21 protein-coding genes, 6 tRNA genes and 1 pseudogene are annotated in these 23,519 nt (G+C 59.9%); 10 read left to right on the plus strand and 18 right to left on the minus strand.

Annotated features, from left to right (window positions below; all coding sequences use genetic code 11):
- The first annotated feature begins 6 nt into the window (after positions 1-6).
- Positions 7-414 carry a PA2817 family protein gene (locus AB4N74_RS15980; protein WP_093435483.1) on the plus strand — a complete coding sequence of 136 codons (408 nt, stop codon included), beginning with the start codon at positions 7-9 and terminating at the stop codon, positions 412-414.
- 108 nt (positions 415-522) lie between these two features.
- Here AB4N74_RS15980 and AB4N74_RS15985 read toward each other — a convergent pair whose 3' ends face one another.
- Positions 523-1,521, minus strand: a complete 999-nt coding sequence (locus tag AB4N74_RS15985; protein WP_093435485.1) for a LysR family transcriptional regulator — start codon at positions 1,519-1,521, stop codon at positions 523-525.
- Between the two features lie 90 nt (positions 1,522-1,611).
- On the opposite strand from AB4N74_RS15985, the gene AB4N74_RS15990 reads away from it, so the two are divergent.
- From AB4N74_RS15990 to AB4N74_RS16000, 3 genes are all read left to right on the plus strand, one after another.
- Positions 1,612-2,238: an alanyl-tRNA editing protein gene (locus AB4N74_RS15990; protein WP_093435488.1), complete on the plus strand. Its 627-nt coding sequence runs from the start codon at positions 1,612-1,614 to the stop codon at positions 2,236-2,238.
- Positions 2,239-2,326: 88 nt separating this feature from the next.
- Entirely contained in the window at positions 2,327-3,097 is a 771-nt protein-coding gene (locus AB4N74_RS15995; RefSeq protein WP_257355895.1) for a 2OG-Fe(II) oxygenase, read from the plus strand.
- Between the two features lies 1 nt (position 3,098).
- On the plus strand, positions 3,099-3,737 hold the full coding sequence (locus AB4N74_RS16000) for a LysE family translocator (RefSeq protein ID WP_093435497.1): 639 nt from the start codon (positions 3,099-3,101) through the stop codon (positions 3,735-3,737).
- 125 nt (positions 3,738-3,862) lie between these two features.
- Here the strand turns inward: AB4N74_RS16000 and AB4N74_RS16005 are convergent.
- The 6 genes from AB4N74_RS16005 to AB4N74_RS16030 all read right to left on the minus strand — a co-directional run bounded on the left by AB4N74_RS16005 (position 3,863) and on the right by AB4N74_RS16030 (position 4,486).
- Positions 3,863-3,938 (minus strand) — tRNA-Gly (locus tag AB4N74_RS16005).
- A 2-nt stretch (positions 3,939-3,940) separates the two neighbouring features.
- Positions 3,941-4,016: transfer RNA gene (locus tag AB4N74_RS16010), tRNA-Glu, on the minus strand.
- 57 nt (positions 4,017-4,073) lie between these two features.
- Positions 4,074-4,149: transfer RNA gene (locus tag AB4N74_RS16015), tRNA-Gly, on the minus strand.
- A 3-nt stretch (positions 4,150-4,152) separates the two neighbouring features.
- Positions 4,153-4,228: transfer RNA gene (locus AB4N74_RS16020), tRNA-Glu, on the minus strand.
- 104 nt (positions 4,229-4,332) lie between these two features.
- Positions 4,333-4,408 (minus strand) — tRNA-Gly (locus tag AB4N74_RS16025).
- A gap of 2 nt (positions 4,409-4,410) precedes the next feature.
- Positions 4,411-4,486 (minus strand) — tRNA-Glu (locus AB4N74_RS16030).
- Positions 4,487-4,869: 383 nt separating this feature from the next.
- Here AB4N74_RS16030 and AB4N74_RS16035 point away from each other — a divergent pair.
- A complete protein-coding gene (locus tag AB4N74_RS16035) occupies positions 4,870-5,628 on the plus strand; it encodes a hypothetical protein (protein WP_460096615.1) in 759 nt (252 codons plus the stop codon).
- A 1,243-nt stretch (positions 5,629-6,871) separates the two neighbouring features.
- On the opposite strand, the gene AB4N74_RS16040 is transcribed toward AB4N74_RS16035, so the two are convergent.
- From AB4N74_RS16040 to AB4N74_RS16055, 4 genes and pseudogenes are all read right to left on the minus strand, one after another.
- A complete protein-coding gene (locus AB4N74_RS16040) occupies positions 6,872-7,762 on the minus strand; it encodes a methyl-accepting chemotaxis protein (RefSeq protein ID WP_460101155.1) in 891 nt (296 codons plus the stop codon).
- A 27-nt stretch (positions 7,763-7,789) separates the two neighbouring features.
- Positions 7,790-9,064, minus strand: a pseudogene (locus tag AB4N74_RS16045) (methyl-accepting chemotaxis protein); the annotation flags it as partial.
- A complete protein-coding gene (locus AB4N74_RS16050; RefSeq protein ID WP_460096616.1) occupies positions 8,958-10,358 on the minus strand; it encodes an aminotransferase-like domain-containing protein in 1,401 nt (466 codons plus the stop codon). The gene AB4N74_RS16050 and the pseudogene AB4N74_RS16045, both read right to left, overlap by 107 nt.
- A gap of 190 nt (positions 10,359-10,548) precedes the next feature.
- Positions 10,549-11,310 carry an SDR family oxidoreductase gene (locus AB4N74_RS16055; protein ID WP_007917441.1) on the minus strand — a complete coding sequence of 254 codons (762 nt, stop codon included), beginning with the start codon at positions 11,308-11,310 and terminating at the stop codon, positions 10,549-10,551.
- 85 nt (positions 11,311-11,395) lie between these two features.
- Between AB4N74_RS16055 and AB4N74_RS16060 the strand changes: the two genes are divergently transcribed.
- Both AB4N74_RS16060 and AB4N74_RS16065 read left to right on the plus strand, forming a co-directional pair.
- A complete protein-coding gene (locus AB4N74_RS16060; protein WP_175559627.1) occupies positions 11,396-11,551 on the plus strand; it encodes a hypothetical protein in 156 nt (51 codons plus the stop codon).
- On the plus strand, positions 11,548-12,552 hold the full coding sequence (locus AB4N74_RS16065) for an NADP-dependent oxidoreductase (protein ID WP_116256262.1): 1,005 nt from the start codon (positions 11,548-11,550) through the stop codon (positions 12,550-12,552). The genes AB4N74_RS16060 and AB4N74_RS16065 overlap by 4 nt, the downstream gene beginning before the upstream one ends.
- A gap of 125 nt (positions 12,553-12,677) precedes the next feature.
- On the opposite strand, the gene pyrF is transcribed toward AB4N74_RS16065, so the two are convergent.
- The gene (pyrF, locus tag AB4N74_RS16070; protein ID WP_175559628.1) at positions 12,678-13,376 is read right to left on the minus strand and encodes an orotidine-5'-phosphate decarboxylase; all 699 of its coding nucleotides are present in this window, start codon (positions 13,374-13,376) and stop codon (positions 12,678-12,680) included.
- A gap of 296 nt (positions 13,377-13,672) precedes the next feature.
- On the opposite strand from pyrF, the gene AB4N74_RS16075 reads away from it, so the two are divergent.
- From AB4N74_RS16075 to xopAW, 3 genes are all read left to right on the plus strand, one after another.
- Positions 13,673-14,422 carry a response regulator gene (locus AB4N74_RS16075; protein WP_016983639.1) on the plus strand — a complete coding sequence of 250 codons (750 nt, stop codon included), beginning with the start codon at positions 13,673-13,675 and terminating at the stop codon, positions 14,420-14,422.
- Positions 14,422-15,471, plus strand: coding sequence for a sensor histidine kinase (locus tag AB4N74_RS16080; RefSeq protein WP_320336517.1), 1,050 nt, complete (start codon positions 14,422-14,424; stop codon positions 15,469-15,471). The genes AB4N74_RS16075 and AB4N74_RS16080 overlap by 1 nt, the downstream gene beginning before the upstream one ends.
- Before the next feature lie 233 nt (positions 15,472-15,704).
- Positions 15,705-16,559, plus strand: a complete 855-nt coding sequence (xopAW, locus tag AB4N74_RS16085; protein WP_460096618.1) for a XopAW family type III secretion system calcium-binding effector — start codon at positions 15,705-15,707, stop codon at positions 16,557-16,559.
- A gap of 789 nt (positions 16,560-17,348) precedes the next feature.
- Here the strand turns inward: xopAW and AB4N74_RS16090 are convergent.
- From AB4N74_RS16090 to AB4N74_RS16115, 6 genes are all read right to left on the minus strand, one after another.
- Entirely contained in the window at positions 17,349-18,401 is a 1,053-nt protein-coding gene (locus AB4N74_RS16090; protein ID WP_116256259.1) for an AI-2E family transporter, read from the minus strand.
- Between the two features lie 69 nt (positions 18,402-18,470).
- Positions 18,471-19,277, minus strand: a complete 807-nt coding sequence (locus tag AB4N74_RS16095; protein WP_093442271.1) for a DUF4892 domain-containing protein — start codon at positions 19,275-19,277, stop codon at positions 18,471-18,473.
- A 115-nt stretch (positions 19,278-19,392) separates the two neighbouring features.
- Positions 19,393-20,247, minus strand: a complete 855-nt coding sequence (locus AB4N74_RS16100) for an alpha/beta hydrolase (protein WP_093442267.1) — start codon at positions 20,245-20,247, stop codon at positions 19,393-19,395.
- Entirely contained in the window at positions 20,244-21,050 is an 807-nt protein-coding gene (locus AB4N74_RS16105; RefSeq protein ID WP_186624782.1) for an alpha/beta fold hydrolase, read from the minus strand. The genes AB4N74_RS16100 and AB4N74_RS16105 overlap by 4 nt, the downstream gene beginning before the upstream one ends.
- Positions 21,051-21,342: 292 nt before the next feature.
- Complete coding sequence (locus tag AB4N74_RS16110; RefSeq protein WP_093442258.1) at positions 21,343-21,786, minus strand: hotdog fold thioesterase; 444 nt, start codon at positions 21,784-21,786, stop codon at positions 21,343-21,345.
- A gap of 31 nt (positions 21,787-21,817) precedes the next feature.
- Positions 21,818-23,473: an AMP-binding protein gene (locus AB4N74_RS16115; RefSeq protein ID WP_257355906.1), complete on the minus strand. Its 1,656-nt coding sequence runs from the start codon at positions 23,471-23,473 to the stop codon at positions 21,818-21,820.
- Positions 23,474-23,519 lie beyond the last annotated feature (46 nt).

Raw genomic sequence — 23,519 nt, forward strand, 5'->3', positions numbered from 1 at the left:
TATCTCGTGTCCAACGTCGTTGCCGATCATCTTGTTTTGCTCGACCACCTGCGCAGTATCCTGGTCGCCGTAGGTGAGGCCGATCAGGTTCCCGAAGAAAGCCATGCCTTGTTCCTGGAGCGCTTCGACGAACTGCTGGCATCGCTGCCGATCGATCCGATCGAAAGCCAGTACCTGGGCCAGGACATCCTGACTCAAGTGATTAGCCGTTATCCGCAAATCGCCCACCTGATCCCCCGCGATCTGTTGTGGTTCTTCGCCGGCGACTGCCTGCATTACTTGTCCGATGAAGAGATCGACCTGTATCAGGCACTGGAAGAACGTCGCTACGAAGCCGAACAGAACGATGAACCGTTCGACTGGAATCAGGAAAAACAGCTGCTGGCGATGTCCGCTCAGGACAGCAAGCACTGATTTAACAGTGGGTTGAAGATCAAAAGATCGCAGCCTTCGGCAGCTCCTACAGTGGACTCACGCAATCCCCTGTAGAAGCTGCCGAAGGCTGCGATCTTTTGCTTTGCGCTACAACAACCCTTCACTTTCGGGCAATTCATACGCCATCGCCGCATTGCTTTCCCCCACTGATTTGCCGGGCTTGCTCAAGGTCGGCTCTTTCTGCAGGCACTCCACCAAATAGTCGATGAACACCCGCAACTTGGGTGGCAGATAGCGCGTCGGCGAATGCAGCAGCCACAATCCGCCGTGATAGGACGCGAGGAACGTCCAGTCCGGCAACACCTGCACCACCAACTTTTGCTCAAGCGCGTAACGGGCGGTGAAATACGGCAGGCTGCCGATGCCGATGTGCTGCAACACCGCGCCCAGCCGCACACCGGTGTGATTGGCGGCATACCGACCGCGGACGCCTACCGTCACCGCCTTACTGCCCTTCTTGAATTTCCAGCGCGCATCACTCGGGGTTTCCCCCAGATAAATACAACTGTGATTGAGCAGATCATGCGGGTGAGTCGGTACGCCGTGCTCGGCCAGGTACTGCGGCGTGGCACAGAGCAAATGGTCGATGGTCAGTAACTGCCGGCCGACCAGCCCGGCCGGTGGTCGATCCGTAATACGAATGGCCAGATCGACATGGTCGTCGATCAAATCGACCTGGCGATCCTCCAGCAACAACTCGACATCGACCTTGGGATAACGCCGCAGGAACTCGGGCATGTGCGGATGAATCACGAAGCGCCCCACCGCTTTCGGCACGCTGACGCGCACCAGTCCTTCCGCTTCATGGGTGAACTGGCCGCTGATTTCCATCACCGACTTGGCCGCGCTGACCATCTCCTGGCAGCGTTTGAACACCTCTTCGCCACCGTCACTCAAGCGCAGTTTGCGTGTAGTGCGCTGCAGCAGGCGCGTGGCCAAGGCTTTTTCCAGACGCGAAATACTACGACTCACCGCTGACGGCGATGAACCCAACTGCCGAGCCGCTTCAGAGAAGCTACCGGTCTCGACGACCTTGACGAAAATCGCCATTTCACCAAGCAGCGGTAGCGGCAGATTGATGCTCACAGCGCACAAGTCCTTTGATGTTTGAACGGATTATCACGTTATTGCACGATTCATATAATAAAAAAAGAAACTTTAATAAGGGCATGGAATATGACGCTTCGCCTCTTTTTCCATAGTGATGACCTCAAGGCCAATGTGGAAGTCCTCGACTGCACGCCCCAAGAGAACGAATTCGCCGTGGTCTTGCGCGCCACGCTGTTTCATCCGCAAGGCGGCGGACAGCCGTGTGATACCGGTTGGATCGGTGAAAGCCAGGTATTGCGTGTGGTGCAGGAGCCGGACCGGATCATTCATTTTGTCGACCGGCCGGTGGAACTGGGCATGACCTGCATCCGCATCGACGAACAGCGCCGCCACTTCAATACGCGCATGCATTCGGCCGGGCACCTGATCGGGCATTTCGTCCAGGCGCTGGGCTGGATGCCGATCAAAGCCCATCACTGGCCGGATGAAGGCCGAGTGCAATTCAAACCCGGCGACACCGCGCAGGAAGTCGATGCAGAGACCGTTCAACACGGGATCGACCAGTGGATCGAACACGACCTGCCCCGCCTGACCTCGCTACGCGAAGGTGCGCGGGAAATCGGTTTTGGTGAACTGCCCGCCTATGGCTGCGGTGGCACCCACGTACGCAGCCTGAAGGATCTGGGCACAGTCACGATCGCGTCCCTTTCGCAGAAGAAAGGCACGTTATCCGTCCACTACAACGTGGATTGAGCATTTCGGGCGCTGCTTCAGGCAGCGTCCGACGCCGGGGAACCGCATTCGCAGGTTCCGTTGACTATCGATAGATGGACCTAAAAAAATGATGCTAGACGTCGAGCGTCTCGATGAGACGTGCATAAAAAAACTGGCCAACGAAGAAGTCCTCGCCATCCGCGTCAAAGGCTTTTTGCCTGAGTCGCTGGCCATTCAGATTGGCGACAAGATTCTCGCTCCAGGCTTCGAGGGTTACATCAACGCACCGAGCATCGGCCGCATCGGCATGGCATTTTACGAGGCGGAAAACCAACCGCTGCTGATTGAGGACTACTTCGAACGCGCCACCAGCAACATCGCTGAACTGCGCAATCGCTGCGCGCCCTACTCCTCACCGATCGACACCTTGCGCTGCATGCTCGACGAATCCTGGCCGGCCGGCGCACACCTGGAAAACCTCTACGGCCGAAAAATGTATGTCGGCCTTTCGCGCGTGGTGAAACCCGGGGTGTGCTTCCTCGCCCATCACGACATCTTCGCCAAGGACGCTCCGGACAGTTTCCAGGCCCGCAGCCTGGAGGCGCAGTTCGCCTGCAACGTCTATCTGAATATGCCGACCGAGGGCGGTGCGTTGCAGATATGGGACGACGACATCACCCCGGATCAATTCGACGAGATGCGTGGCGACAGTTATGGCATTGAACCAGCGCTGCTCGGTCCACCTGCGCTTGAAGTCCGACCGCAACCCGGTGATTTCATCATGTTCAACTCGCGGCGCATGCACTCGGTAACCCCGGGCGTGGCCGATCCGCGTTTGAGCCTTTCCTTTTTTGTCGGCTATCGCGGCAATGCTTCACCCCTGACCTATTGGAGCTGAGATGTATTCGAATTATCTGGGCGAGTTTCTGGCGCTGGCCACCATTCACTTTCTGGCCGTGGTTGCTCCCGGCCCGGACTTCGCAGTCACCATACGCCAAAGCGTACGGTTCGGCCGATTGGTAGGGATCTGCACGGCGCTGGGTATCGGCGCGGGGATTTCCGTGCACGTGCTCTACACGTTGCTGGGTGTCGGGGCATTGATGCACACCACCCCGTGGCTGCTGACTGTCGCCAAGGTGGTTGGTGGTGCTTACATCCTGTATCTGGGCGTCAGCCTGTTGCGCAGCAAACCCAAATCGGCCGTTGAAGGTGAAAAAATCGCGGACGAGCCCGTGGTCGAACAAACCCTGTTCAAAGCTTTCAGCACCGGTTTTCTGACCAATGCAACCAACCCCAAGGCCACACTGTTTTTCCTGGCCATCTTCACCACGATCATCAGCGCCAGCACACCCTTGCAAATCCAGGCCTTTTACGGGCTGTGGATGTGCTTTGTGAATGCGCTGTGGTTTGTCGTGGTCGCGCTGTTCTTCTCAAGCAATCGGGTTCGCCTGCTGTTCATGCGCATGGGCCATTGGTTTGAACGCACGATGGGCGTGGTGCTTATTCTGTTTGCTGGCCGACTGATGCTGTCCTGGTAAGCAAACGCACAACGCAAAAAGGCCCGCCGAATCGCTTCGGCGGGCCTTTTTCTTTATGGCTGATGACACAGCCACAAATCGCGCATACAAAAACGCCGCTCTGTTGAGCGGCGTTTTTGTGAATATGGAGCGGGAAACGAGACTCGAACTCGCGACCCCGACCTTGGCAAGGTCGTGCTCTACCAACTGAGCTATTCCCGCAATGGCGTCCCCTAGGGGACTCGAACCCCTGTTACCGCCGTGAAAGGGCGGTGTCCTAGGCCACTAGACGAAGGGGACACAGGCTACAACTTTCACTAATAAAAACGCCGCTCACTGAGCGGCGTTTTTAGAATTTGGAGCGGGAAACGAGACTCGAACTCGCGACCCCGACCTTGGCAAGGTCGTGCTCTACCAACTGAGCTATTCCCGCAAATGGCGTCCCCTAGGGGACTCGAACCCCTGTTACCGCCGTGAAAGGGCGGTGTCCTAGGCCACTAGACGAAGGGGACACGCTACCCGGAACACATGGTGTGTGTTTCGGTGTCCAGATCCGTATCCGAAGACTTGGTTCTGGTTTCACTCAGCACCGCCCGAAAGCGCTGCTGTTTAAAATTGGAGCGGGAAACGAGACTCGAACTCGCGACCCCGACCTTGGCAAGGTCGTGCTCTACCAACTGAGCTATTCCCGCAATGGCGTCCCCTAGGGGACTCGAACCCCTGTTACCGCCGTGAAAGGGCGGTGTCCTAGGCCACTAGACGAAGGGGACACACTACAACATTCACTCCCTGCCGCGCTTCGCTGTGTGCTTTACGCTGCAAGTGGCGCGCATTCTATGGATGGATTGAGAGGTCGTCAACCCCCTGATATAAATTTATTTAAATCAATGACTTCGACGACCTTTACGGCGGCAATCGGGCTTTTCCGTCGCCCGACGATTGACGCCTATATTCCGCCACTCGCCAAGACGCTATAGTCCACCCACAGTGATGGCAATCTGCACTCGCAGCGCCAGCATTCATATAAGCAGCGTGCGGCCGATACAGATTGAACCTGCCGATCCAACTCGTCGAGCGGCGCTAGGCGACTAAATGCCCAGCCACTACACTCGCATGCGAACCCTATAAAGAGGTCTTACCGGTGACACCACTCATGATCACCCTGCTTGTCATAGCCGGGATCGCAATTCTGATCGCCATTGGCTACATGAACCATGTGGTGGAAAACAACAAACTGGAGAAGGCCCGCACCAAGGTCGAACTCAACGACCGCCTGCGCCGTTGCGGCGAACTGACCGAAACCTTCCCCGGCCAGTTCATGACCCCGGCGCTCAAGCTGCTGCTGACCCGTCTGGAACTGAACGTCTGCCAGCGCCTGCTGAACCTGGAAAAAACCAGCGCCACCACCAAAGCACGCATCACCGAACTGAGCGCCCTGGTCGCCCAAGGCGAATCGATCCCGATCAACAACCCACCGGCACCGATCCTGACCGAAGCCAAAGCCAAAGACGTGCGCTTCCTGCTCGAAGCCCTCCACGGCCAAATCACCCGCGCCGCCCACGATGGTTTCCTGCCACCGAATGAAGCCAAACACTGGATCCGCGAAGTCCGCCACATTCTGGTGCTGCTGCACATCGAATTCTTCAACAACCTCGGCCAACAGTCCCTGCAACAAAACCAGCCCGGCCAGGCCCGCCTCGCCTTCGAACGCGGCGTGCAATACCTGCGCAAACAGCAGGATCCGCAGATGTACGCAGAACAACTGCAATACCTGGAAAAACTCCTGGCCCGCGCAAACGCCCAGGTCATGGACAAGATTGCACCGGTTGAAGGTGAAGAAAACCAACTGACCGCCGGCCTCAAAGATGTCGAGGCCGATGCGGACTGGAAGAAGAAAGTGATTTACGACTGATTGCAGATGCTGGAAGAGAAGCCACCGAAAGATGGCTTTTTTGTGGGCTCGCGGGAGTGAACCTGATAGAAAACCGGTGAATGTGAGGCCGCTTTCGCGAGCAGGCTCGCTCCTACAAGGGGGCTGAGTACATCTGACAGAGGTTGGTCGGCTATCCGGCCGCCATCGCGAGCAGGCTCACTCCCACATTGGGACTGAGTACATCCGATAGCGGATTGGTCGGCTATCCGGCCGCCTTCGCGAGCAAGCTCGCTCCCACAAGGGGCGCTGAGTACATCTGACAGAGGTTGGTCGGCTATCCGGCCGCCATCGCGAGCAGGCTCACTCCTACATTGGGACTGAGTACATCCGATAGAAAATTGGTCGGCTGTCAGGCCGCCTTCGCGAGCAGGCTCGCTCCCACAGGGGGCTGAGTACATCTGACAGAGGTTGGTCGGCTATCCGGCCGCCATCGCGAGCAGGCTCACTCCCACATTGGGACTGAGTACATCCGATAGCGGATTGGTCGGCTATCCGGCCGCCTTCGCGAGCAAGCTCGCTCCCACAAGGGGCGCTGAGTACATCTGACAGAGGTTGGTCGGCTATCCGCCGCCATCGCGAGCAGGCTCACTCCCACATTGGGACTGAGTACATCCGATAGCGGATTGGTCGGCTATCCGGCCGCCTTCGCGAGCAGGCTCACTCCTACATTGGGACTGAGTACATCCGATAGAAAATTGGTCGGCTATCCGGCCGCCATCGCGAGCAGGCTCACTCCTACATTGGGACTGAGTACATCCGATAGAAAATTGGTCGGCTGTCAGGCCGCCTTCGCGAGCAAGCTCGCTCCCACAGAAAAGCAAAAGCAACGCCCACCTCGCAACCGCATCAGCTTCTCACCACTCAACAGGATGAGCGTTAGCTCGGCTGCCGCTCTTGATCTTGATCCACCAGCGACGTCGGAAGGCTGAGTGGAGGGATTGATCCGGGCGTGGGAGCGCAGCGACCGTTTGGCGCAGCCAAACACAGCGAGAGGAGGTGCAGCGAAGCAAACCGTAGGCGCTGCGCCCGGATCGATCCCGGAGCGAAGGAACCCCGAGCCCCAGCGAGCGGGCCGCACGTAGGAGCAAGCGTTTTTGGTTACTTTTTAGGCGTTTGTAAAAAGTGACCCGCCGTAAGGGCGGAACCCTAATGAGCAACACCCGCAGCAACGGATATCCCCCCAAAACCCCAAGAGCCTGGTCGGCCCAAAGGCCGCCAAGCGTCAAAGCGTCAAAGCCGAAAATGCCCAACCATCCCGCGCAACTCCCCCCCCCAACTGCGCCAGCTCAACACTCGAAGCCGCATTCCCACGCATCGCGATCGACGACTGATCCGCACTCGCACGAATACTCGTCACACTGCGATTGATCTCCTCCGCCACCGAACTCTGCTCCTCCGCCGCCGCCGCAATCTGCTGATTCATCTGCTGAATCAACGACACCGCCGCCGCAATACTCCCCAGCGCACTCTCGGTCTGCAACGCATCACTCACCGCCAGCTTCACCAACTCGCCGCTGCTCTGAATCTGCTGCACCGACGAATGCGCCGCCAAGCGCAAAGCACTGACCAGCCGTTCAATCTCCTCAGTCGATTGCTGCGTGCGCCGAGCCAAAGCACGCACCTCATCAGCCACCACCGCAAAGCCCCTGCCCTGCTCCCCGGCCCGCGCAGCCTCGATCGCCGCATTCAGCGCCAATAGATTGGTCTGTTCGGCAACACTCTTGATCACCCCGAGCACCGTGCCGATATTCTGGATTTCCGCACTAAGGCTTTCGATGCTCGAACTGGCCGACGTCGCCGAGTCAGCCAATTGCTCGATGCGCGCCATGCTCTGGCGCACCACCTGCTGTCCACTCTCGACCTTGTCATCCGCCGTCTGCGCGGCCAGCGCCGCTTCTTCGGCGTTGCGTGCAACGTCGTGAACGGTGGCGGTCATCTGGTTCATCGCCGTGGCAACCTGCTCGGTTTCTTCCTTCTGACTGCTGACCTCAAGGTTGGTCTGCTCAGTGACTGCCGACAACGATTGCGCCGAACTGGCCAGTTGCTCGATCCCCGCCTGCAAACCACTGACGATGGTGCTCAGACCCGCGCCCATCTGTTGCATCGCCAGCATCAACTGACCGATCTCGTCGCGACGGGTCACTGCCACGGTCGCACTCAAGTCGCCGGCGGCAATCTGCTGCGCGACCTGAATCACACTGCGCAATGGCGCGACGATAAGTCGGGTGATCAGCCACGCGGCGAGTAATCCCACCAGCAATGCCAGCGCCGATGAGCCGATGATCAGCAGCGAGTTTTTCTTCAGTTCTGCCTGCATCGCGCCGTCTTCAGCGACATACGCCTGATTCACCCGCTCGACCACTTCGTTGGCACGCTGGTGCAATTGCTCGTAAACGGTTTTTTCCTGCGCGAGCAACCCGGTGTACTCGGCCAGTTTGTCGTTGAAACCGGCGATGTGCCCGGACACTTCATTGAGCACGGTGAGATAGCCCTCGTCCTTGACCGTGGTTTTCAATTCTTCGGCCTGCGCCTGCGCTTGTGCGGCCTGTTCGATATTGCCCTTGCCAGCACTGTCGGCATCGCCCTTGCGGCTTTGATCGAGACGAATCCGCGCTTCGTTCATCGCTTGCAGCATCAACCGCGAAACCTGGCTGACCTGACTGGCCTGCTCGATGAACTGTGCGCCGTCCTTGCCCTCGGTGTCCTTCAAGGTATAAGCACCGTCGTCGGCAAGTCCGGCCTGCAATACGTCAAGATTGTTGGCCACACTGGACACCGACCAACTGGCCATTTCCAGCGCCAGGTCCTTGGCCTGAGTCAACGACACAAACTCGTCGAACGCCTTACGATAAGCGCCCAGCGACTGCTGCACATCATTCATGACCGGCACATTCGCCGCCGACTGCGCTTTGAGCTGATCAGCCAGAGCAACCAGTCCGTCGACGCCCTTACGCAGGGCATCGGCCGTCTTCGGATCGCCCCGCAAGGCATATTCCTGCTCAAGCAGGCGCACCTTGAGCAAGCCGCTGTTGAGCGAAGACATCTGTTTCAGCCCGTCGAAACGCTGACTGATGGTTTGCAGGGACCAAACGCCGATGGCCGCCACCAGCGCGGTCAGAAGCAAAACCAGCACAAACCCGATACCCAGTTTTTTCGCCATACCGAGGTTGGCAAAACGTCCTTGCATGGCCGAAATCATTGCGCGTAGTCCCCTGCCATTGTCAGTAGAGCGAAGAGTCGCAACGGCCATGAAACAGCACAAGTCTCTGGCGTCGGAATAATGGCAAAAAGCTACGCCTACGTCGTTTTCAGAACACTTGAGGTCGATCCGAACCGGTGTAGCGAAAAAACTGCCGGGCGCGCGGATCACAGGCATAGGCGACGTTGATGCGCAGCCAATCACCCGACTCGCCATTGGGACAGAATGCATCAGGCGCTGACAGCAACACGCCGCAACGTTGAGCCTGCCGACGCAGCCGAATCTGATCGGTCATGCGCGAGCGCGCCCAGATGAACAAGCCACCTGCAGGCTTGCCGAAAACCTCCCAGTCGGCGTCCTCCAGCGCCTGCAACGCGGCCGCGCGATCGGCATTCAGGCGTTGACGCTGGCGCTGCACCAGTTTGCGGTAAGCGCCGCTGACCATCAGGCTGGCCAGCACCGCTTCGGTAAACCTTGACGCCCCCAGACCGCTGATCATCTTGACCTGCGCCAGCCGTCTGACCATGTCGCTGTCGGCAAAAACGAAACCGACCCGCAACGAGCTGCTCAGCGTCTTGGAAAAACTGCCCACGTAAATGACTCGCCCCTCATCATCCAGAGCCGCCAAGCGCGTGCCGTTGCCGGTGTGCAAGTCTGCGTAGACATCGTCTTCGATCACGCGCAAATCGTAGGTCTTGCTCAGTTGCAGGATGCGTTGCGCTACGCTCGGCGACAGGCAACTGCCGGTGGGGTTGTGATGATGGCTGTTGATGAATAACGCGCCGGGGCGAAACTGTTGCAGCAACGCTTCCAGTGCGTCGATATCCGGCCCGTTCGGGGTGCGACGCACCTCGAGCATGCGCACGCCGTGCATCCGCAGGAGATCGAACAACGGCGCGTAACCGGGCGTCTCGACCACCACGCAGTCTCCAGCCTTGAACAAGGTGCGCACGATCAGATCAAGCGCATGGCTGGCGCCGCAGGTACTCAGCAACTGCGCACTGCGGGCCTCGATACCGAACAGTTTCAGGCGCTTGGCGATTTGCTCGCGCAACGCTGGAAGCCCCAAGGGCGTGCTGTAGTTGAACAGGCTGGCCATGTCGGTGCGAGCCACCTCGCGCAGGGCATAACTGAGGTCGTCAGGTTCACGCCAGCTATGCGGCAGTCCGCCCGCGCCAAGTTTCAAGCCGCCCGCGGCCTCGCACACGGCATCGCACCAGGCGAACCGGCCCTCGAATGGCGCCAGCTCATCTTCTGCGCCTGTTGCCGAGGGCGAGGCGGCGACAATGAACCCGGTGCCCTGGCATGAACTCAGAACACCCTGCGATACCAGCCGCTCACACGCCTCGACCACACACGACTGGCTGAGCAGATTGCCCCGGGCGATTTGCCGCACGGACGGCAAACGGGTGGCCGGCGGTACGCCACTTTGCAGGATCCACTCGGTCAGTCCGTCAACAATCTGCTGCACGACCGGCACCATTGCCTGTCGATCAATTCTCAATTCCATGAGCAAGCAAACTCCTGTCCGTTTTGCTGGCGGCAGTAAATCACAGCCGCGCCGGACAGGCTGTGCGACAACGCCGCCAAAAGCGACCGTTCTAACCGTTTGATACACATTGTTTAAGAGGCTTCACGGAACTGACCGCTGCCCACAAAAAAGCCCGCAACGAATGCGGGCTGTTGTTCTTGGGCGTGATTCAGAAAGCGGTGACGCCACCATCCACTGCCAGCGAGTGGCCGGTGGTGAATGCCGCACCGTCGCTGCACAGGTACAACACGGCACTGGCGATTTCCTCGACTTTGCCGATGCGCCCGACCGGGTGCATGGCGTTGGCGAACTCACCCTTCTTCGGGTCGGCCTCGTAAGCACGGCGGAACATGTCGGTATCGATCACCGCCGGACACACAGCGTTGACGCGGATTTTCTTCTTCGCGTATTCGATGGCTGCCGATTTGGTCAGACCGATCACCGCGTGCTTCGACGCCGCGTAGATGCTCATCTTCGGCGCCGCGCCCAGTCCCGCCACCGAGGCGGTATTGACGATCGCCCCGCCACCCTGCGCCAGCAGCAGTGGCAGTTGATACTTCATACATAGCCAGACGCCTTTGACGTTGACGCCCATGATTGCGTCGAACTCATCCATCGAGCCTTCGGCCAGTTTGCCTTTTTCAATTTCGATGCCGGCATTGTTGAAGGCGTAGTCGAGACGGCCGTAGGTATTGATGACCTCGTCCATCAGATTCTTCACTTCGCTTTCGACGGTCACGTTGCAGCGCACGAAGGTCGCTTCGCCGCCGGCTGTACGAATCAGCGCCACCGTGCCCTCGCCCCCTGCCGCGTCCAGATCGGCGACCACCACTTTCAGGCCTTCGGCGGCGAACGCCTGGGCGGTCGCACGGCCGATGCCGTTGGCCGCGCCAGTGACTACAGCAACCTGACCGGAAAACGTCATGCTCATTGTTATGTCCTCGAAGGGATAGATGCAGGGGATGTATGGAATGGCAGCATAGCCATTGAGGTCTGCCGAGCGTCAGCACTATCCAATGGCTGTTTATGTACCCATGCGTCGCAGTGATAAAACCGGCCAGGTGATCATCACTGCACTGGATCGGCGTGCATTCGCCGCATCAGCCAACCTTGCGCCAATGCCGGCGAAGGTCTATCAACAAGGCTTCATTCCGTTCGAGTGCCTGCCATGACCAACCAGACCAATCGCCAGTTCCTGCTCGCCAAACGCCCGGTGGGAGCGGCCAACCGCGAGACCTTCACCTATCAGGAAGTACCGGTCGGCGAACCGGCGGCGGGCCAGATTCTGGTCAAGAACGAGTACCTGTCTCTCGATCCGGCGATGCGTGGCTGGATGAATGAAGGCAAGTCCTACATCCCGCCGGTCGGTATCGGTGAAGTCATGCGCGCGCTGGGCGTAGGCAAAGTCATTGCTTCGAACAACCCTGGCTTTGCGGTCGGGGACTACGTCAACGGCGCCATTGGCGTGCAGGATTATTTCCTCGGCGAGCCAAGAGGTTTCTACAAAGTCGATCCGAAACTGGCACCGCTGCCGGTGTACCTGTCAGCGCTGGGCATGACCGGCATGACCGCCTACTTCGCCCTGCTGGATGTCGGCGCACCGAAGGCCGGCGACACCGTGGTGTTGTCCGGTGCAGCGGGCGCAGTGGGCAGCATCGCCGGGCAGATTGCCAAGCTCAAAGGCTGCCGCGTGGTTGGCATTGCCGGCGGCGCCGACAAGTGCAAATTCCTTATTGATGAGTTGGGTTTTGACGGTGCCATCGACTACAAGTCCGAAGATGTCGTGGCCGGGCTTAAACGCGAATGCCCGAAAGGCGTCGATGTGTATTTCGATAACGTTGGCGGCGACATCCTCGATGCGGTGTTGAGCCGTTTGAACATGAAGGCGCGGGTGGTTATCTGCGGCGCGATCAGCCAGTACAACAACAAGGAAGCGGTCAAGGGGCCAGCCAACTACCTGTCGTTGCTGGTCAACCGTGCGCGGATGGAAGGTTTTGTGGTGATGGATTACGCGGCGCAATACGCCAGCGCCGCGCAGGAAATGGCCGGCTGGATGGCCAAGGGGCAGCTCAAGAGCAAGGAAGATATCGTCGAAGGGCTGGAGACCTTCCCGGAAACGCTGATGAAATTGTTCAGCGGTGAGAACTTCGGCAAGTTGGTGTTGAAAATCTAAAACCACCACAAAACAAATGTAGGAGTGAGCCTGCTCGCGATAGCGGTGTGTCAGTCAACATTACCGTTGTTTGACACACCGCTATCGCGAGCAGGCTCACTCCTACAGGGTTTTGCGGTGCCTGATCAGGCGATTTCGGCTACGACCGAAGCCAGCGCCTGCGCCGGATCCGCCGCCTGGCTGATCGGACGGCCAATCACCAGATAATCGGAACCGGCATCCAGCGCCTGACGCGGAGTCAGAATGCGGCGCTGATCGTCCTGCGCGCTGCCCGCCGGACGAATTCCCGGGGTCACCAGTTGCAGCGAAGGGTGCGCAGTTTTCAGTGCCGAGGCTTCCAGCGCCGAGCACACCAGACCGTCCATGCCAGCCTTTTCGGCCAGCGCGGCCAGACGCAGCACTTGCTCTTGTGGCTCGATATCCAGACCGATACCGGCCAGGTCTTCGCGCTCCATGCTGGTCAGCACGGTCACGCCGATTAGCAACGGCTGCGGGCCGCTGCGTTTATCCAGCTCTTCACGGCAAGCGGCCATCATGCGCATACCACCGGAGCAATGCACGTTGACCATCCACACGCCCATCTCGGCAGCCGCTTTCACGGCCATCGCGGTGGTGTTGGGAATGTCGTGGAATTTCAGGTCGAGGAATACTTCAAAACCCTTGTCACGCAGGGTGCCGACAATTTCGGCGGCGCAACTGGTGAACAGTTCCTTGCCCACTTTGACCCGGCACAGCTTCGGGTCCAACTGGTCGGCCAGCTTCAGTGCGGCGTCACGGGTAGGGAAATCCAGGGCGACGATGATAGGAGTCTGGCAGGCGGACATGAATGGGCTCTCAGGCAGGTCGAAATCGGCGCGCATTGTAGCGGAACCGGCGGCAGCGCGGCACCCGATGATCGGTAAATCGTCGCGCTGGCCGTGATCAGCATAGCGCTCGCTGCTATTGTGTCGACTCCGATACACAACCGACACGCCAGCAACAAGCACCCGCGCTAGCCTCGCCAGCCGCAATACGTCCTTACATCAGCACTTCCCGCCTCACGGCCGGACGCCTATGCTGAAACCACAACCTCGCAGCCCATCTTTTGTGGTTGGCGGCCTACTGGCAGATGAACAGCCTCATGCACAACACCCAAATGACCGCGACGGATGAGCCTAAAGACGACAAGCGCTGGAGCATTCGCGCGCTGATCGTCGATGATGACGTGCCGATCCGCGAGCTGATGATTGACTACCTCGCGCGCTTCAATATCCACGCCAGCGGCGTCACCGACGGCGCGGCGATGCGTCAGGCGCTGCTCGCCGAGCATTTCGACGTTGTCGTGCTGGACCTGATGCTGCCCGGCGAAGACGGCTTGTCGCTGTGCCGCTGGCTGCGCGCCGAATCGGACATCCCGATCCTGATGCTCACCGCCCGTTGCGAACCGACCGACCGCATCATCGGCCTGGAACTGGGCGCCGATGACTATATGGCCAAACCGTTCGAGCCACGCGAACTGGTCGCGCGCATTCAAACCATTCTGCGCCGGGTGCGCGACGATCGAACCGAACAGCGGGCGAACATTCGTTTCGACAACTGGCGTCTGAACAGCGTCCTGCGCCAGCTGATCGCCGACGATGGTCTGGTGGTGCCGCTGTCCAACGCCGAATTCCGCCTGCTGTGGGTGTTTATCGAACGTCCGCGTCGGGTACTCAGCCGCGAGCAACTGCTCGATGCTGCCCGTGGCCGCTCGATCGAAGCCTTCGACCGCAGCATCGATTTGCTGGTCTCGCGTCTGCGGCAGAAACTCGGCGACGACCCGAAAGCCCCGCAGTTGATCAAAACCGTGCGCGGTGAGGGTTACCTGTTCGACGCGCGGGACATCGGCTGATGCGGGCGCGCTTCGACACGCTGTTCGGGCGTCTGTTTGGCGTGCTGTTCGTGGCGATTGTCCTGGCGCACCTGCTGGCGTTCGCCTGGTTCCACCACTACGGGCCACCGCCGCCCCCGCCGCCACCGGAGTTCTCTCAAGGCGCCGAAGGGCAACCGATGGCACATGATCCGCGCTACCCGCCACGGCCACCGCGTCCGTGGTTCGGTGGCCCGGTGGTGCCGCTGACCTTTCAATTCATCACGCTGATGATCGCGGCCTGGTACGGCGCCAAACTGCTCAGTCGCCCGATCCAGCGCCTGAGCGACGCCGCCGAACGCCTCAGCGAAGACCTCGACAGCCCGCCACTCGACGAGTCCGGCCCGCGGGAATCGCGACAAGCCGCCTACACCTTCAACCTGATGCAGCAACGCATTCGCGAACAGGTGCAGCAGCGCGCACGGATGCTGGGCGCGGTTTCCCATGATCTGCGCACACCGTTGTCACGCCTGAAACTGCGCCTGGAAAACATCAGCGATGAAAAGCTGCAAGGCCAGATGCGCCAGGACCTCGACGACATGATCGGCATGCTCGACGCCACCCTCACCTACCTGCACGAACAGCGCACCAGCGAAGCCTTGCAATTGATGGATGTGCAGGCGCTGGTCGAATCACTGTGCGAAAACGCGCAGGATCAAGGCGCCGACGTACAGGTCAGCGGCCATTGCGCACCGTTGCCGGTACAGCCGATGGCGCTGCGTTCGTGCCTCAACAACCTCATGGACAATGCCCTGCGTTATGCCGGCCAGGCACGCATCGAATTGCAGGATCAGCGCGAGCAACTGCTGATCCGCGTAATCGATCACGGCCCGGGGATCACCGAGGACAAGCGTGAAGCGGTGTTTGAACCATTTTATCGGCTGGAAGGCTCGCGCAATCGCAACTCAGGCGGCGTCGGGCTGGGTATGACGATTGCCCGCGAAGCGGCCCAGCGTTTGGGTGGGCAGCTCAACCTAGAAGAAACCCCCGGCGGCGGCCTTACCGCCATCATTCGCCTGCCGCGCACCTGAGAAACACACAATCCACCTGTAGGAGTGAGCCTGCTCGCGATAGCGGAGTGTCAGTCACAGTAAATGTCACTGATAAACCGCTATCGCGAGCAGGCTCACTCCTACAAGGTATTTGGTGTTCATTCCATCGTGTGTACCCACCGGTACAAATCCCACATACCCCCGACAACTTGCGCCCCGACGCTGCATAAGCCGGTACACCCACCGGTTTTCCATTCCAGGGAGTGAGTCCGATGATTGGTAGCGTCAGCAACTACACGAGCTATACCAGCACCAGCAGTACCTCCACGCAAAACGCCCGCAGCCAGCAACTGCAAAAAGAACTGTTCGCCAAACTCGACAGCAACGGCGACGGCGCGGTGGATCAGGACGAACTGAAAAGCGCCCTGTCGCAGAAATCCGACGACGGCCTGCTGGTCAACCTGAGTAAACAGTTCGGCGATCTGGACAGCGATGCCAGCGGCAGCCTCAGCGCCGAAGAATTGACCGCCATGGCGCCCCCGCCACCGCCACACGATCAAGCACCGGACACTGACCTCGCCGACGCCCTGATCAGCGCCCTCGACAGCGACGGTGACGGCGCCATCAGCAGCGACGAACTGAGCAGCGGCCTGACCAGCGCCGGCAGCACTGCCGACAGCAACGAAATCTTCTCCGCCCTCGACAAGAACAAGGACGGCACCGTCAGCCAGGACGAACTCACCGCCAGCCTGACCCCGCCACCTCCACCGCCGCCACACATCAACAGCGACGAACTGTTCAGCCAACTTGATGCGGATGGCGACGGCAGCGTGACCGCGACAGAACTCAGCAGCGCACTGCAAGCCAGCGACAGCGCGACTTCAACCACCAGCACTGACACCAGTGCCGCGCTGCTCAAGGTGCTCGATAGCGACAGCAGCGGCGGTGTAAGCAGCGACGAGCTGAAAGCGGCTTTACAGGCAGGGCGAGAACGGCCGGATGAAGAACAGACCGCTTCTACCCAGAGCACCACCGAAGCCCTGAACCGCATGATTGCCAATCTGAGCAAACAGTACTCGCTGGAGAAAACGGCGTCGGTGGGCAAGTATTTGAATGTGGCGACTTGAGTCGAAGACACTATTTGCCGCAGACAATCAAAAGCCCCTCACCCTAGCCCTCTCCCAGAGGGAGAGGGGACTGACCGAGGTGTTTGGGAGAGCTACGCCGACGTGAAATACCGAGTCGAACTCAGATTCTGAAACAGATCAAAAGCCCCTCACCCTAGCCCTCTCCCAGAGGGAGAGGGGACTGACCGAGGTGTTTGGGAGAGCTACGCCGACTTGAAATACCGAGTCGAACTCAGATTCTGGAACAGATCAAAAGCCCCTCACCCTAACCCTCTCCCAGAGGGAGAGGGGACTGATCGAGGTGTTTGGGAGAGGTACGCCGACGTGCGATACCGCGTCGAACTGAGGCTTTGAAAAGCACACATTTCAGCCCCCTCTCCCTCGGGAGAGGGCTGGGGTGAGGGGCAGCAACAACGCAAATCAAAAGCCGAACACCCGCGCTCTTCACCACTCAATAGGCCGAGTGTCAGCTCGCCTGCTCTTGATCTTGATCCACAGGCGACGTCGGAAGGCTGAGTGGAGGGATTGATCCGGGCGTGGGAGCGCAGCGACCGTTTGGCGCAGCCAAACACAGCGAGAGGAGGTGCAGCGAAGCAAACCGTAGGCGCTGCGCCCGGATCGATCCCGCAGCGAAGGAACCCCGAGCCCCAGCGAGCGGGCCGCACGCAGGAGCAAGCCTTTTGGGTTACCTTTTCGGCGTTTGGAAAAGGTGACCCGCCGTAAGGGCGGAACCCTAAGCAGCCGTTACCGCAGCAATGGATATACACCCAAACCCAAAACCCAAAACAGCTACCGCCGATCCTCAACCCGCCCCTGACTCTTGCTCCAATCCGTCAACAAACTATAAGCCACCGCCAACAACGTAGGCCCGATAAACAACCCGATAAACCCAAACGCAATCAACCCGCCAAACACCCCAAGTAACACAATCACCAACGGCAAATTCCCCCCGCGGCTGATCAAATACGGCTTGAGCACGTTATCCACCCCACTGATGACAAACGTCCCCCAGATCCCGAGAAACACCGCCATCCCGTACTCACCCTTCCACGCCAGCCAGGCAGTGGCCGGCACCCACACCAACGGCGGCCCCATCGGAATCAGACTCAACAGGAAGGTGACAATCCCGAGCACCAGCGCCCCCGGCACCCCGGCAATCAAAAACCCGATCAACGCCAGAACCGCCTGCGCCGCCGCCGTGCCGATCACCCCGTTGACCACCCGCTGCACAGTCCCGGCGACCAGCTCGATGTAATAGCCCGCGCGATCCCCGATCAAGCGCTCCAGCAAACTGTGCACAAAAGCCGCCAACCGTGGCCCGTCACGATAGAAAAAGAACACAAAGACAATGCTCAACGTCAGCTCGAGAATCCCGCCACCAATCTGCGCACTGCGCGCCAGCAGCCAGTTACCGACCTGCCCCAGATAAGGTTTGATCGACACCATCAGCGCGGCGCCCTGCTGATCGATGCTGTTCCACAGCCCGACCAGGCGCTCGCCCACAAACGGCAAAGTCCCCAGCCACACCGGCGCTTCCGGCAGACCGTCGACCTGCACATCCTTGATGAACGCCGTGGCATCACGCACATGATCCCCCACGTTGAACCCTAGCCAGACCAGCGGCGCGGCCACCAGCAGCATCCAGCCCAGCGTCAGAATCCCCGCAGCCAGCGACTCACGGCCATTGAGCCAGCGGGTCAACAGACGCATCAGCGGCCAACTGGCGAATGCCAGCACCGCGCCCCAGAACAGGGCCGACCAGAACGGCGCCATCACCCACAGGCTGGCACCAAACAACACCAGCAGCAGGATCTGCACCAGCAGGCGATCGTTATTGAGCATGTAAGGTCTCGAAAAAGTCAGTCAGGCAAAGAGTAGGCGAACACGCAGTTCGTGCTCGCCCGAAACAGCTTAACGCAACAGATCGATGCGCAGGCCAGAGCCTTCAACACTGCCGGTCTCCATGCGTGCCGCCCGCACGCCCTGATTGATCAGGGCCTGTCGCCATGCCTCGGCTTTCGGCCCGGACACCGTCACGCGCAACGTCGTATCGAGATTAAGGCCACGGGAAATCAGGCGTAGCCATGTATCGTCCGGATCATTCACGCGATCAGGAAAATCCAGTTCACCGGTGCTTTTCAACTGACGCAACAGGGTCGCCGAGGTCGGCAGCAGCTCACCCAACGGTGCAGCCGCCTCGAACTGTTCGACATGCAGATAGGCTTTGCGATTGCCGCGCGTGATGCTGTAAAGCGCCACCAGCGTGTTGTCACGCGGTGCGGCCAGTCTCAACAACAGATACGCCTGTTGTTCGTCAGCACCGTACAACTTGGCGTTGCCGAACACCTCGTTGGCCCACAGGCTGCTTTCACCGCAATCACGCGCCTGACACCAGAACAGCAATTCGGCGTCCTGCTTTTGCAGGGCTTCACGAGCGGCAGTAAAGGCTTCGGTGGCGGAGTGTTCGGGGGGCAACTCGTAGGTCACCGAAGTGGTCTGGCCACGGGCGGTGACCTGGCCGTCGAAACGCAGCTGCCCGCTGATCTTGCGGATCGAGCCCAGCGGATAGATCCGCTCAAGCTCCACAGGCGGGCGGTAGTCGACGATCTGTGCATCGGCCAGACGCGGCACGATCTGCAGATCCTGACTGCCCGGCACATCGGCGGCGAACGAAACGGTACTGAAACAGCACAGTGCCAACAGACTGAGTGACCGCATAGTCAGGCTCATCGGATCGGCAATGCTGGATGATTCGAGGTCGCAGCGGTATAGAAATCCATCGTAGTTGTCTCCCATTTCAACCCGCCCAGCCTCGACAGTTGCCCGCAGCAAGTCAAGGAATGGCGAAGAACCGATTGAAACAGTCTGCTACAAGGCCGGCACCCGCCTCGTCGTTCAGGTGCAAATGGTGCCCGCCCGCCAACTGTTCCCGGCTAAAGGGTAGACGCTCCAGCAGCTCCGGATGTTTGGCGAGCATGCCGTCAGCCGCGACCACCAGCTGCGCCGGACAACTGACCCGCAGCGCGAAAGCCATTGCCTGTTCCTGGGTCAGACGCAGCGGCGATGGCAGGGTCAGGCGATTGTCGGTGCGCCAGGTGTAACCGCCGGGCACCGGCATCAGACCGCGCTGGGCCAACAATTCAGCCGCCTCACGGCTGACCGCCACCAGACCTTTCATGCGCGCTTCGATGGCACGGTCGAGGGTGTTGTAAACCGGTTTGCGCTTCTCGCGCAGATCCAGTTGCGCTTGCAGGGCCATGCCCATGCGCTCGGCGGCGTTTTCGCCTTTGTCTGTAGGAGGAATGACGCCGTCGATCAGCGCCAGATGGCTGATGCGTTCCGGCAGCGAACCCGCCAGCACCATGGAAACGATGGCACCCATCGAATGCCCGAGCAGGCCGAAACGCTTCCAGCCCAGTTGTTCGGCGACTTGCAGCACGTCATGGGCGTAATCCCACAGCGCATAGCCGGCGCCGTTCGGCCGATGCCCGGAGTGCCCGTGCCCGGCCATGTCCAACGCAATGATGCGCAAGCCTTTGAGTTTGGGCGCCAATCGGGCAAAGCTGTTGGCATTGTCGAGCCAACCATGCAGTGCAATCACCGGCAGCCCGTCCTCGGGCCCGAATAAATGCGCGGCCAGTTCGATATGCGGCAGGCTCAGGCGCACTTCTTCGAAGGTCGGACTCATGCGCAATCCTTGTTCTGACGGTGCTCCCAACGGGTAAACAGATTCTTCAACAACCGCGCGGTGTCCTGCGGACGCTCAAGCGGGAACATGTGGCCGCCAGGCATGCTCAGCGCCTCGCCCTGGGCCAGACGCGAAACGAAACGGGTGTGATGGCGCATGACCACACGGCTCTTGTGCCCGCGCACCACCGCCAGCGGCACTTGCAATTGACCGGTACGGCCAGGGCTGGTGTGCGGCACACCGCGATAGATACTGATCTCGGTGGCCGGGTCGAAACGCAGGCGCAGTTTGTCGCCAACCTTGTGCAAACCGTGCTGCAGGTAGGCGTCGAAACATTCCGGATCGAAGCCGCGAAACAGCGTCTTGCCAGCAAAATAGCTGCGCGCACTGTCGAGGTCGGCGAACTCTTCGCGCCGGCCCAACGTGCGGCCGGCCGGGGTCAGTCTGTCGATGAAGCCAAAGCGCTTGGCCGCGCGGATTACCCACTGATCAGTGCGGGTCAGCACCGGCGAATCGAGCATCACTACGCCGCGATACAGCTCAGGGCAACGCAGCGCCGCGTGCAAGTGCAGTACGCCGCCGAACGAATGGCCGACGCCCCACACCGGCTGATCCTGCTGCTGCAAATGGTGGATCAACTCGTCGACGAGGTTGTACCAGTTGTCATCCGCCGGAAAACGCGGGTCATGGGCATGCTGCTCCAGATGCGCAACCCGGTACTCGGGCGCCAGCGCCGCGAACAATTTGCCATAGGTGCCCGAAGGGAAACCGTTGGCGTGGGCGAAAAAGATCGGTTGCGACATGCTGGCAAATCCATGAGCGGGAAACGTGGCGTTGATTGTCCGTAAGACCGCGGCTTACAGCAATGACCGTAACTGCCAGGAATGATGACAGTCCGGTCAGCGTGATGGTGTGTCAGAGAGATCGCGTCCCCCTCACCCCAGCCCTCCCGAAACGTCGGACCGCCCCCCAGGGGAACGAGGGGAAAAGGGAGCCGATCTGCATGCTTTTCCGAATCTTGATTCGACTCGGTATCTCAGGTCGATGTACTTCGAATAAACCACTCGGTCAGTCCCCTCTCCCTCTGGGAGAGGGTTAGGGTGAGGGTGGCTGCTCACCCAACGGCACCACCGCCATGGTCAACCGCGACACACAACTGGCCTTGCCTTCATCACTGGTCAAGCGAATGTCCCACACATGCGTGGTGCGACCAATGTGAATCGGCTTAGCCACCGCCGTCACCCGCCCACTGCGCAAGCCGCGCAGATGGTTGGCGTTGATCTCAAGTCCCACGCAGTAAAACTTGCTGGCATCGATGCACAGATAGCTGGCCATCGAACCGACGGTTTCTGCCAGTACCACCGAGGCGCCGCCGTGCAGCAAACCGTAGGGCTGATGGGTGCGATGGTCGATGGCCATGCTTGCAGTCAGCGATTCTTCGTCGAACGCTTCGAAGCGGATGTCCAGCACTTCGCCAATGGTGTTCTTCTGGATTGCGTTCAACTGCTCGATGTTCGGAGTGGTACGCCACAAGCTCATCGCAGACTTCCTTTGTTGTTTTAGTGGTCGCTCAATCCTGCCACAGCACCGCCTCGCTGCGCTCGCTCCATTCTTCGAAACGCGCGCCATAGGTGTCTTCGATGACGTTGCGCTTGATCTTCAGGGTTGGCGTGAGGAAGCCGTTTTCCACCGCCCAACTGTCCTTGACCACCACCAGTCGACGCAGGCGTTCGTGCTTGTCGAGCACGGCGTTGACCTCTTCGAGGAGTTTTTCCAGGCTCGAATGCAGGCTCGCCCGGCCCTCCTCCTGATTGACCGTCGACAAGACGCACAAGCCGAGTGGCGCGCTTAGGCCGTCCCCTACCACACACACCTGTTCAATCCGCGAATGCACGGCCAAGCGATTTTCGATCGGTGCCGGGGCAACATATTTGCCCTTGCTGGTCTTGAAGATCTCCTTGAGTCGGCCAGTCAGGCGCAGGCGCCCTTCAGCATCCTGTTCGCCCTTGTCACCGGTGCGCAGAAAGCCGTCCTCGGTCAACGTTTCGGCGGTCTTCTGCGGTTCCTTGAAATAGCCGAGCATGTTCGCCTGACTGCGCACCTGCACCTCGCCCGACTCATCGATGCGTACTTCGACATCCGGGCACGGCTTGCCGATCCAACCCTGCTTGTATTGCCCCGGCAGGCAGATGTGCGAGTAGCCGCAACTCTCGGTCATGCCGTAGACCTCCAGCACATCCAGGCCAAGTTTCTGATACCAGGCGAGCAAGGTCTGCGGCACCGGCGCGGCACCGGATAACGCCACGCGCAAAGCATCCAGCCCCAGGCCTGCCAGTACCTTGTGACCAACGCGCTTGCCAATGAATGGCAGACCGAGAAGAAAATCCAGACGTTTTGCCGGGATCTTGCTGTACACGCCCATCTGGAATTTGGTCCAGATGCGCGGCACACCGAACATCGCGGTCGGCCGCGCTCGCTGCAGGTCAGTGATGAAGGTCTCAAGGCTCTCGGCGAAGAAAACCGTCTGCCCTGTGTAGATCGACGCCAGTTCTACGAACATGCGCTCGGCGACGTGGCACAGCGGCAAGTACGAGAGCAATCGATCGTTCTCGTTAAGCCCGAACAGTTGCGTGCCGCGCGTCGTGGCGAAACCGAGATTGGCAAAACTGTGCATCACGCCTTTGGGCAGGCCGGTGGTGCCGGAGGTGTAAATGATCGTCGCCAATTGCTCGGCCGCCGGACGGGGATCATCCTGAATCGGCGAACTGCGCTGCAAGTCGGCCCAAGTAAAATCGAAATCCCCGGGCGGGTGCAGTGGCAGACTAATGGTCGGCAGATCCGCCGGCACGCCTTTGGACATGCCCGGCCAGTCGTCGAGCTTGCCGATGAATGCCAGGACGCTTTCCGAGTGATTGAGCACTTGCGCGACAGAGTCGGCGGTGAGGTTGGGATACAGCGGAACGGAGACGTGCCCGGCCATCCAGATCGCCAGGTCGGCGATGATCCAGTGCGCGCAGTTTTTAGAGATCAGGGCGATATGGCTGCCCTGCGGCAACTCCCGCGCACGCAACCAATGTGCGGCGCAGCGGGCCTGATGGCCGACGTCGGCCCAGCTCAGCGTCTCGACCTGGCCGCCGCCAATGGGCTGCACGAGGAAGCGCTGGCGCGGGTGCCGGGCTTCACGTTCGTAGAACACGTCCAGCGGCAAACGGAAGGCGGCAGACATGCGACTCGCTCCTGTTTTTTGGGTCTGGAGCAAGCGTAGTCAACCA

This window comes from Pseudomonas sp. H3_C08, assembly GCF_054669455.1.

Excerpts from the sequence above, each read along its gene's own strand:
- xopAW (WP_460096618.1), top strand. The coding sequence starts at position 15,705 with ATGATTGGTAGCGTCAGCAACTACACGAGCTATACCAGCACCAGCAGT.
- AB4N74_RS16110 (WP_093442258.1), bottom strand. The coding sequence starts at position 21,786 with ATGAGCTTGTGGCGTACCACTCCGAACATCGAGCAGTTGAACGCAATC.
- AB4N74_RS16100 (WP_093442267.1), bottom strand. The coding sequence starts at position 20,247 with ATGAGTCCGACCTTCGAAGAAGTGCGCCTGAGCCTGCCGCATATCGAA.
- AB4N74_RS16060 (WP_175559627.1), top strand. The coding sequence starts at position 11,396 with ATGGCTGTTTATGTACCCATGCGTCGCAGTGATAAAACCGGCCAGGTG.
- AB4N74_RS16095 (WP_093442271.1), bottom strand. The coding sequence starts at position 19,277 with ATGCGGTCACTCAGTCTGTTGGCACTGTGCTGTTTCAGTACCGTTTCG.
- AB4N74_RS16055 (WP_007917441.1), bottom strand. The coding sequence starts at position 11,310 with ATGAGCATGACGTTTTCCGGTCAGGTTGCTGTAGTCACTGGCGCGGCC.
- AB4N74_RS15995 (WP_257355895.1), top strand. The coding sequence starts at position 2,327 with ATGATGCTAGACGTCGAGCGTCTCGATGAGACGTGCATAAAAAAACTG.
- AB4N74_RS16105 (WP_186624782.1), bottom strand. The coding sequence starts at position 21,050 with ATGTCGCAACCGATCTTTTTCGCCCACGCCAACGGTTTCCCTTCGGGC.
- AB4N74_RS16080 (WP_320336517.1), top strand. The coding sequence starts at position 14,422 with ATGCGGGCGCGCTTCGACACGCTGTTCGGGCGTCTGTTTGGCGTGCTG.
- pyrF (WP_175559628.1), bottom strand. The coding sequence starts at position 13,376 with ATGTCCGCCTGCCAGACTCCTATCATCGTCGCCCTGGATTTCCCTACC.
- AB4N74_RS16050 (WP_460096616.1), bottom strand. The coding sequence starts at position 10,358 with ATGGAATTGAGAATTGATCGACAGGCAATGGTGCCGGTCGTGCAGCAG.
- AB4N74_RS16000 (WP_093435497.1), top strand. The coding sequence starts at position 3,099 with ATGTATTCGAATTATCTGGGCGAGTTTCTGGCGCTGGCCACCATTCAC.
- AB4N74_RS16075 (WP_016983639.1), top strand. The coding sequence starts at position 13,673 with ATGCACAACACCCAAATGACCGCGACGGATGAGCCTAAAGACGACAAG.
- AB4N74_RS16065 (WP_116256262.1), top strand. The coding sequence starts at position 11,548 with ATGACCAACCAGACCAATCGCCAGTTCCTGCTCGCCAAACGCCCGGTG.
- AB4N74_RS16115 (WP_257355906.1), bottom strand. The coding sequence starts at position 23,473 with ATGTCTGCCGCCTTCCGTTTGCCGCTGGACGTGTTCTACGAACGTGAA.
- AB4N74_RS16090 (WP_116256259.1), bottom strand. The coding sequence starts at position 18,401 with ATGCTCAATAACGATCGCCTGCTGGTGCAGATCCTGCTGCTGGTGTTG.
- AB4N74_RS15990 (WP_093435488.1), top strand. The coding sequence starts at position 1,612 with ATGACGCTTCGCCTCTTTTTCCATAGTGATGACCTCAAGGCCAATGTG.
- AB4N74_RS16040 (WP_460101155.1), bottom strand. The coding sequence starts at position 7,762 with ATGCTGGCGATGCAACAGATGGGCGCGGGTCTGAGCACCATCGTCAGT.
- AB4N74_RS16035 (WP_460096615.1), top strand. The coding sequence starts at position 4,870 with ATGATCACCCTGCTTGTCATAGCCGGGATCGCAATTCTGATCGCCATT.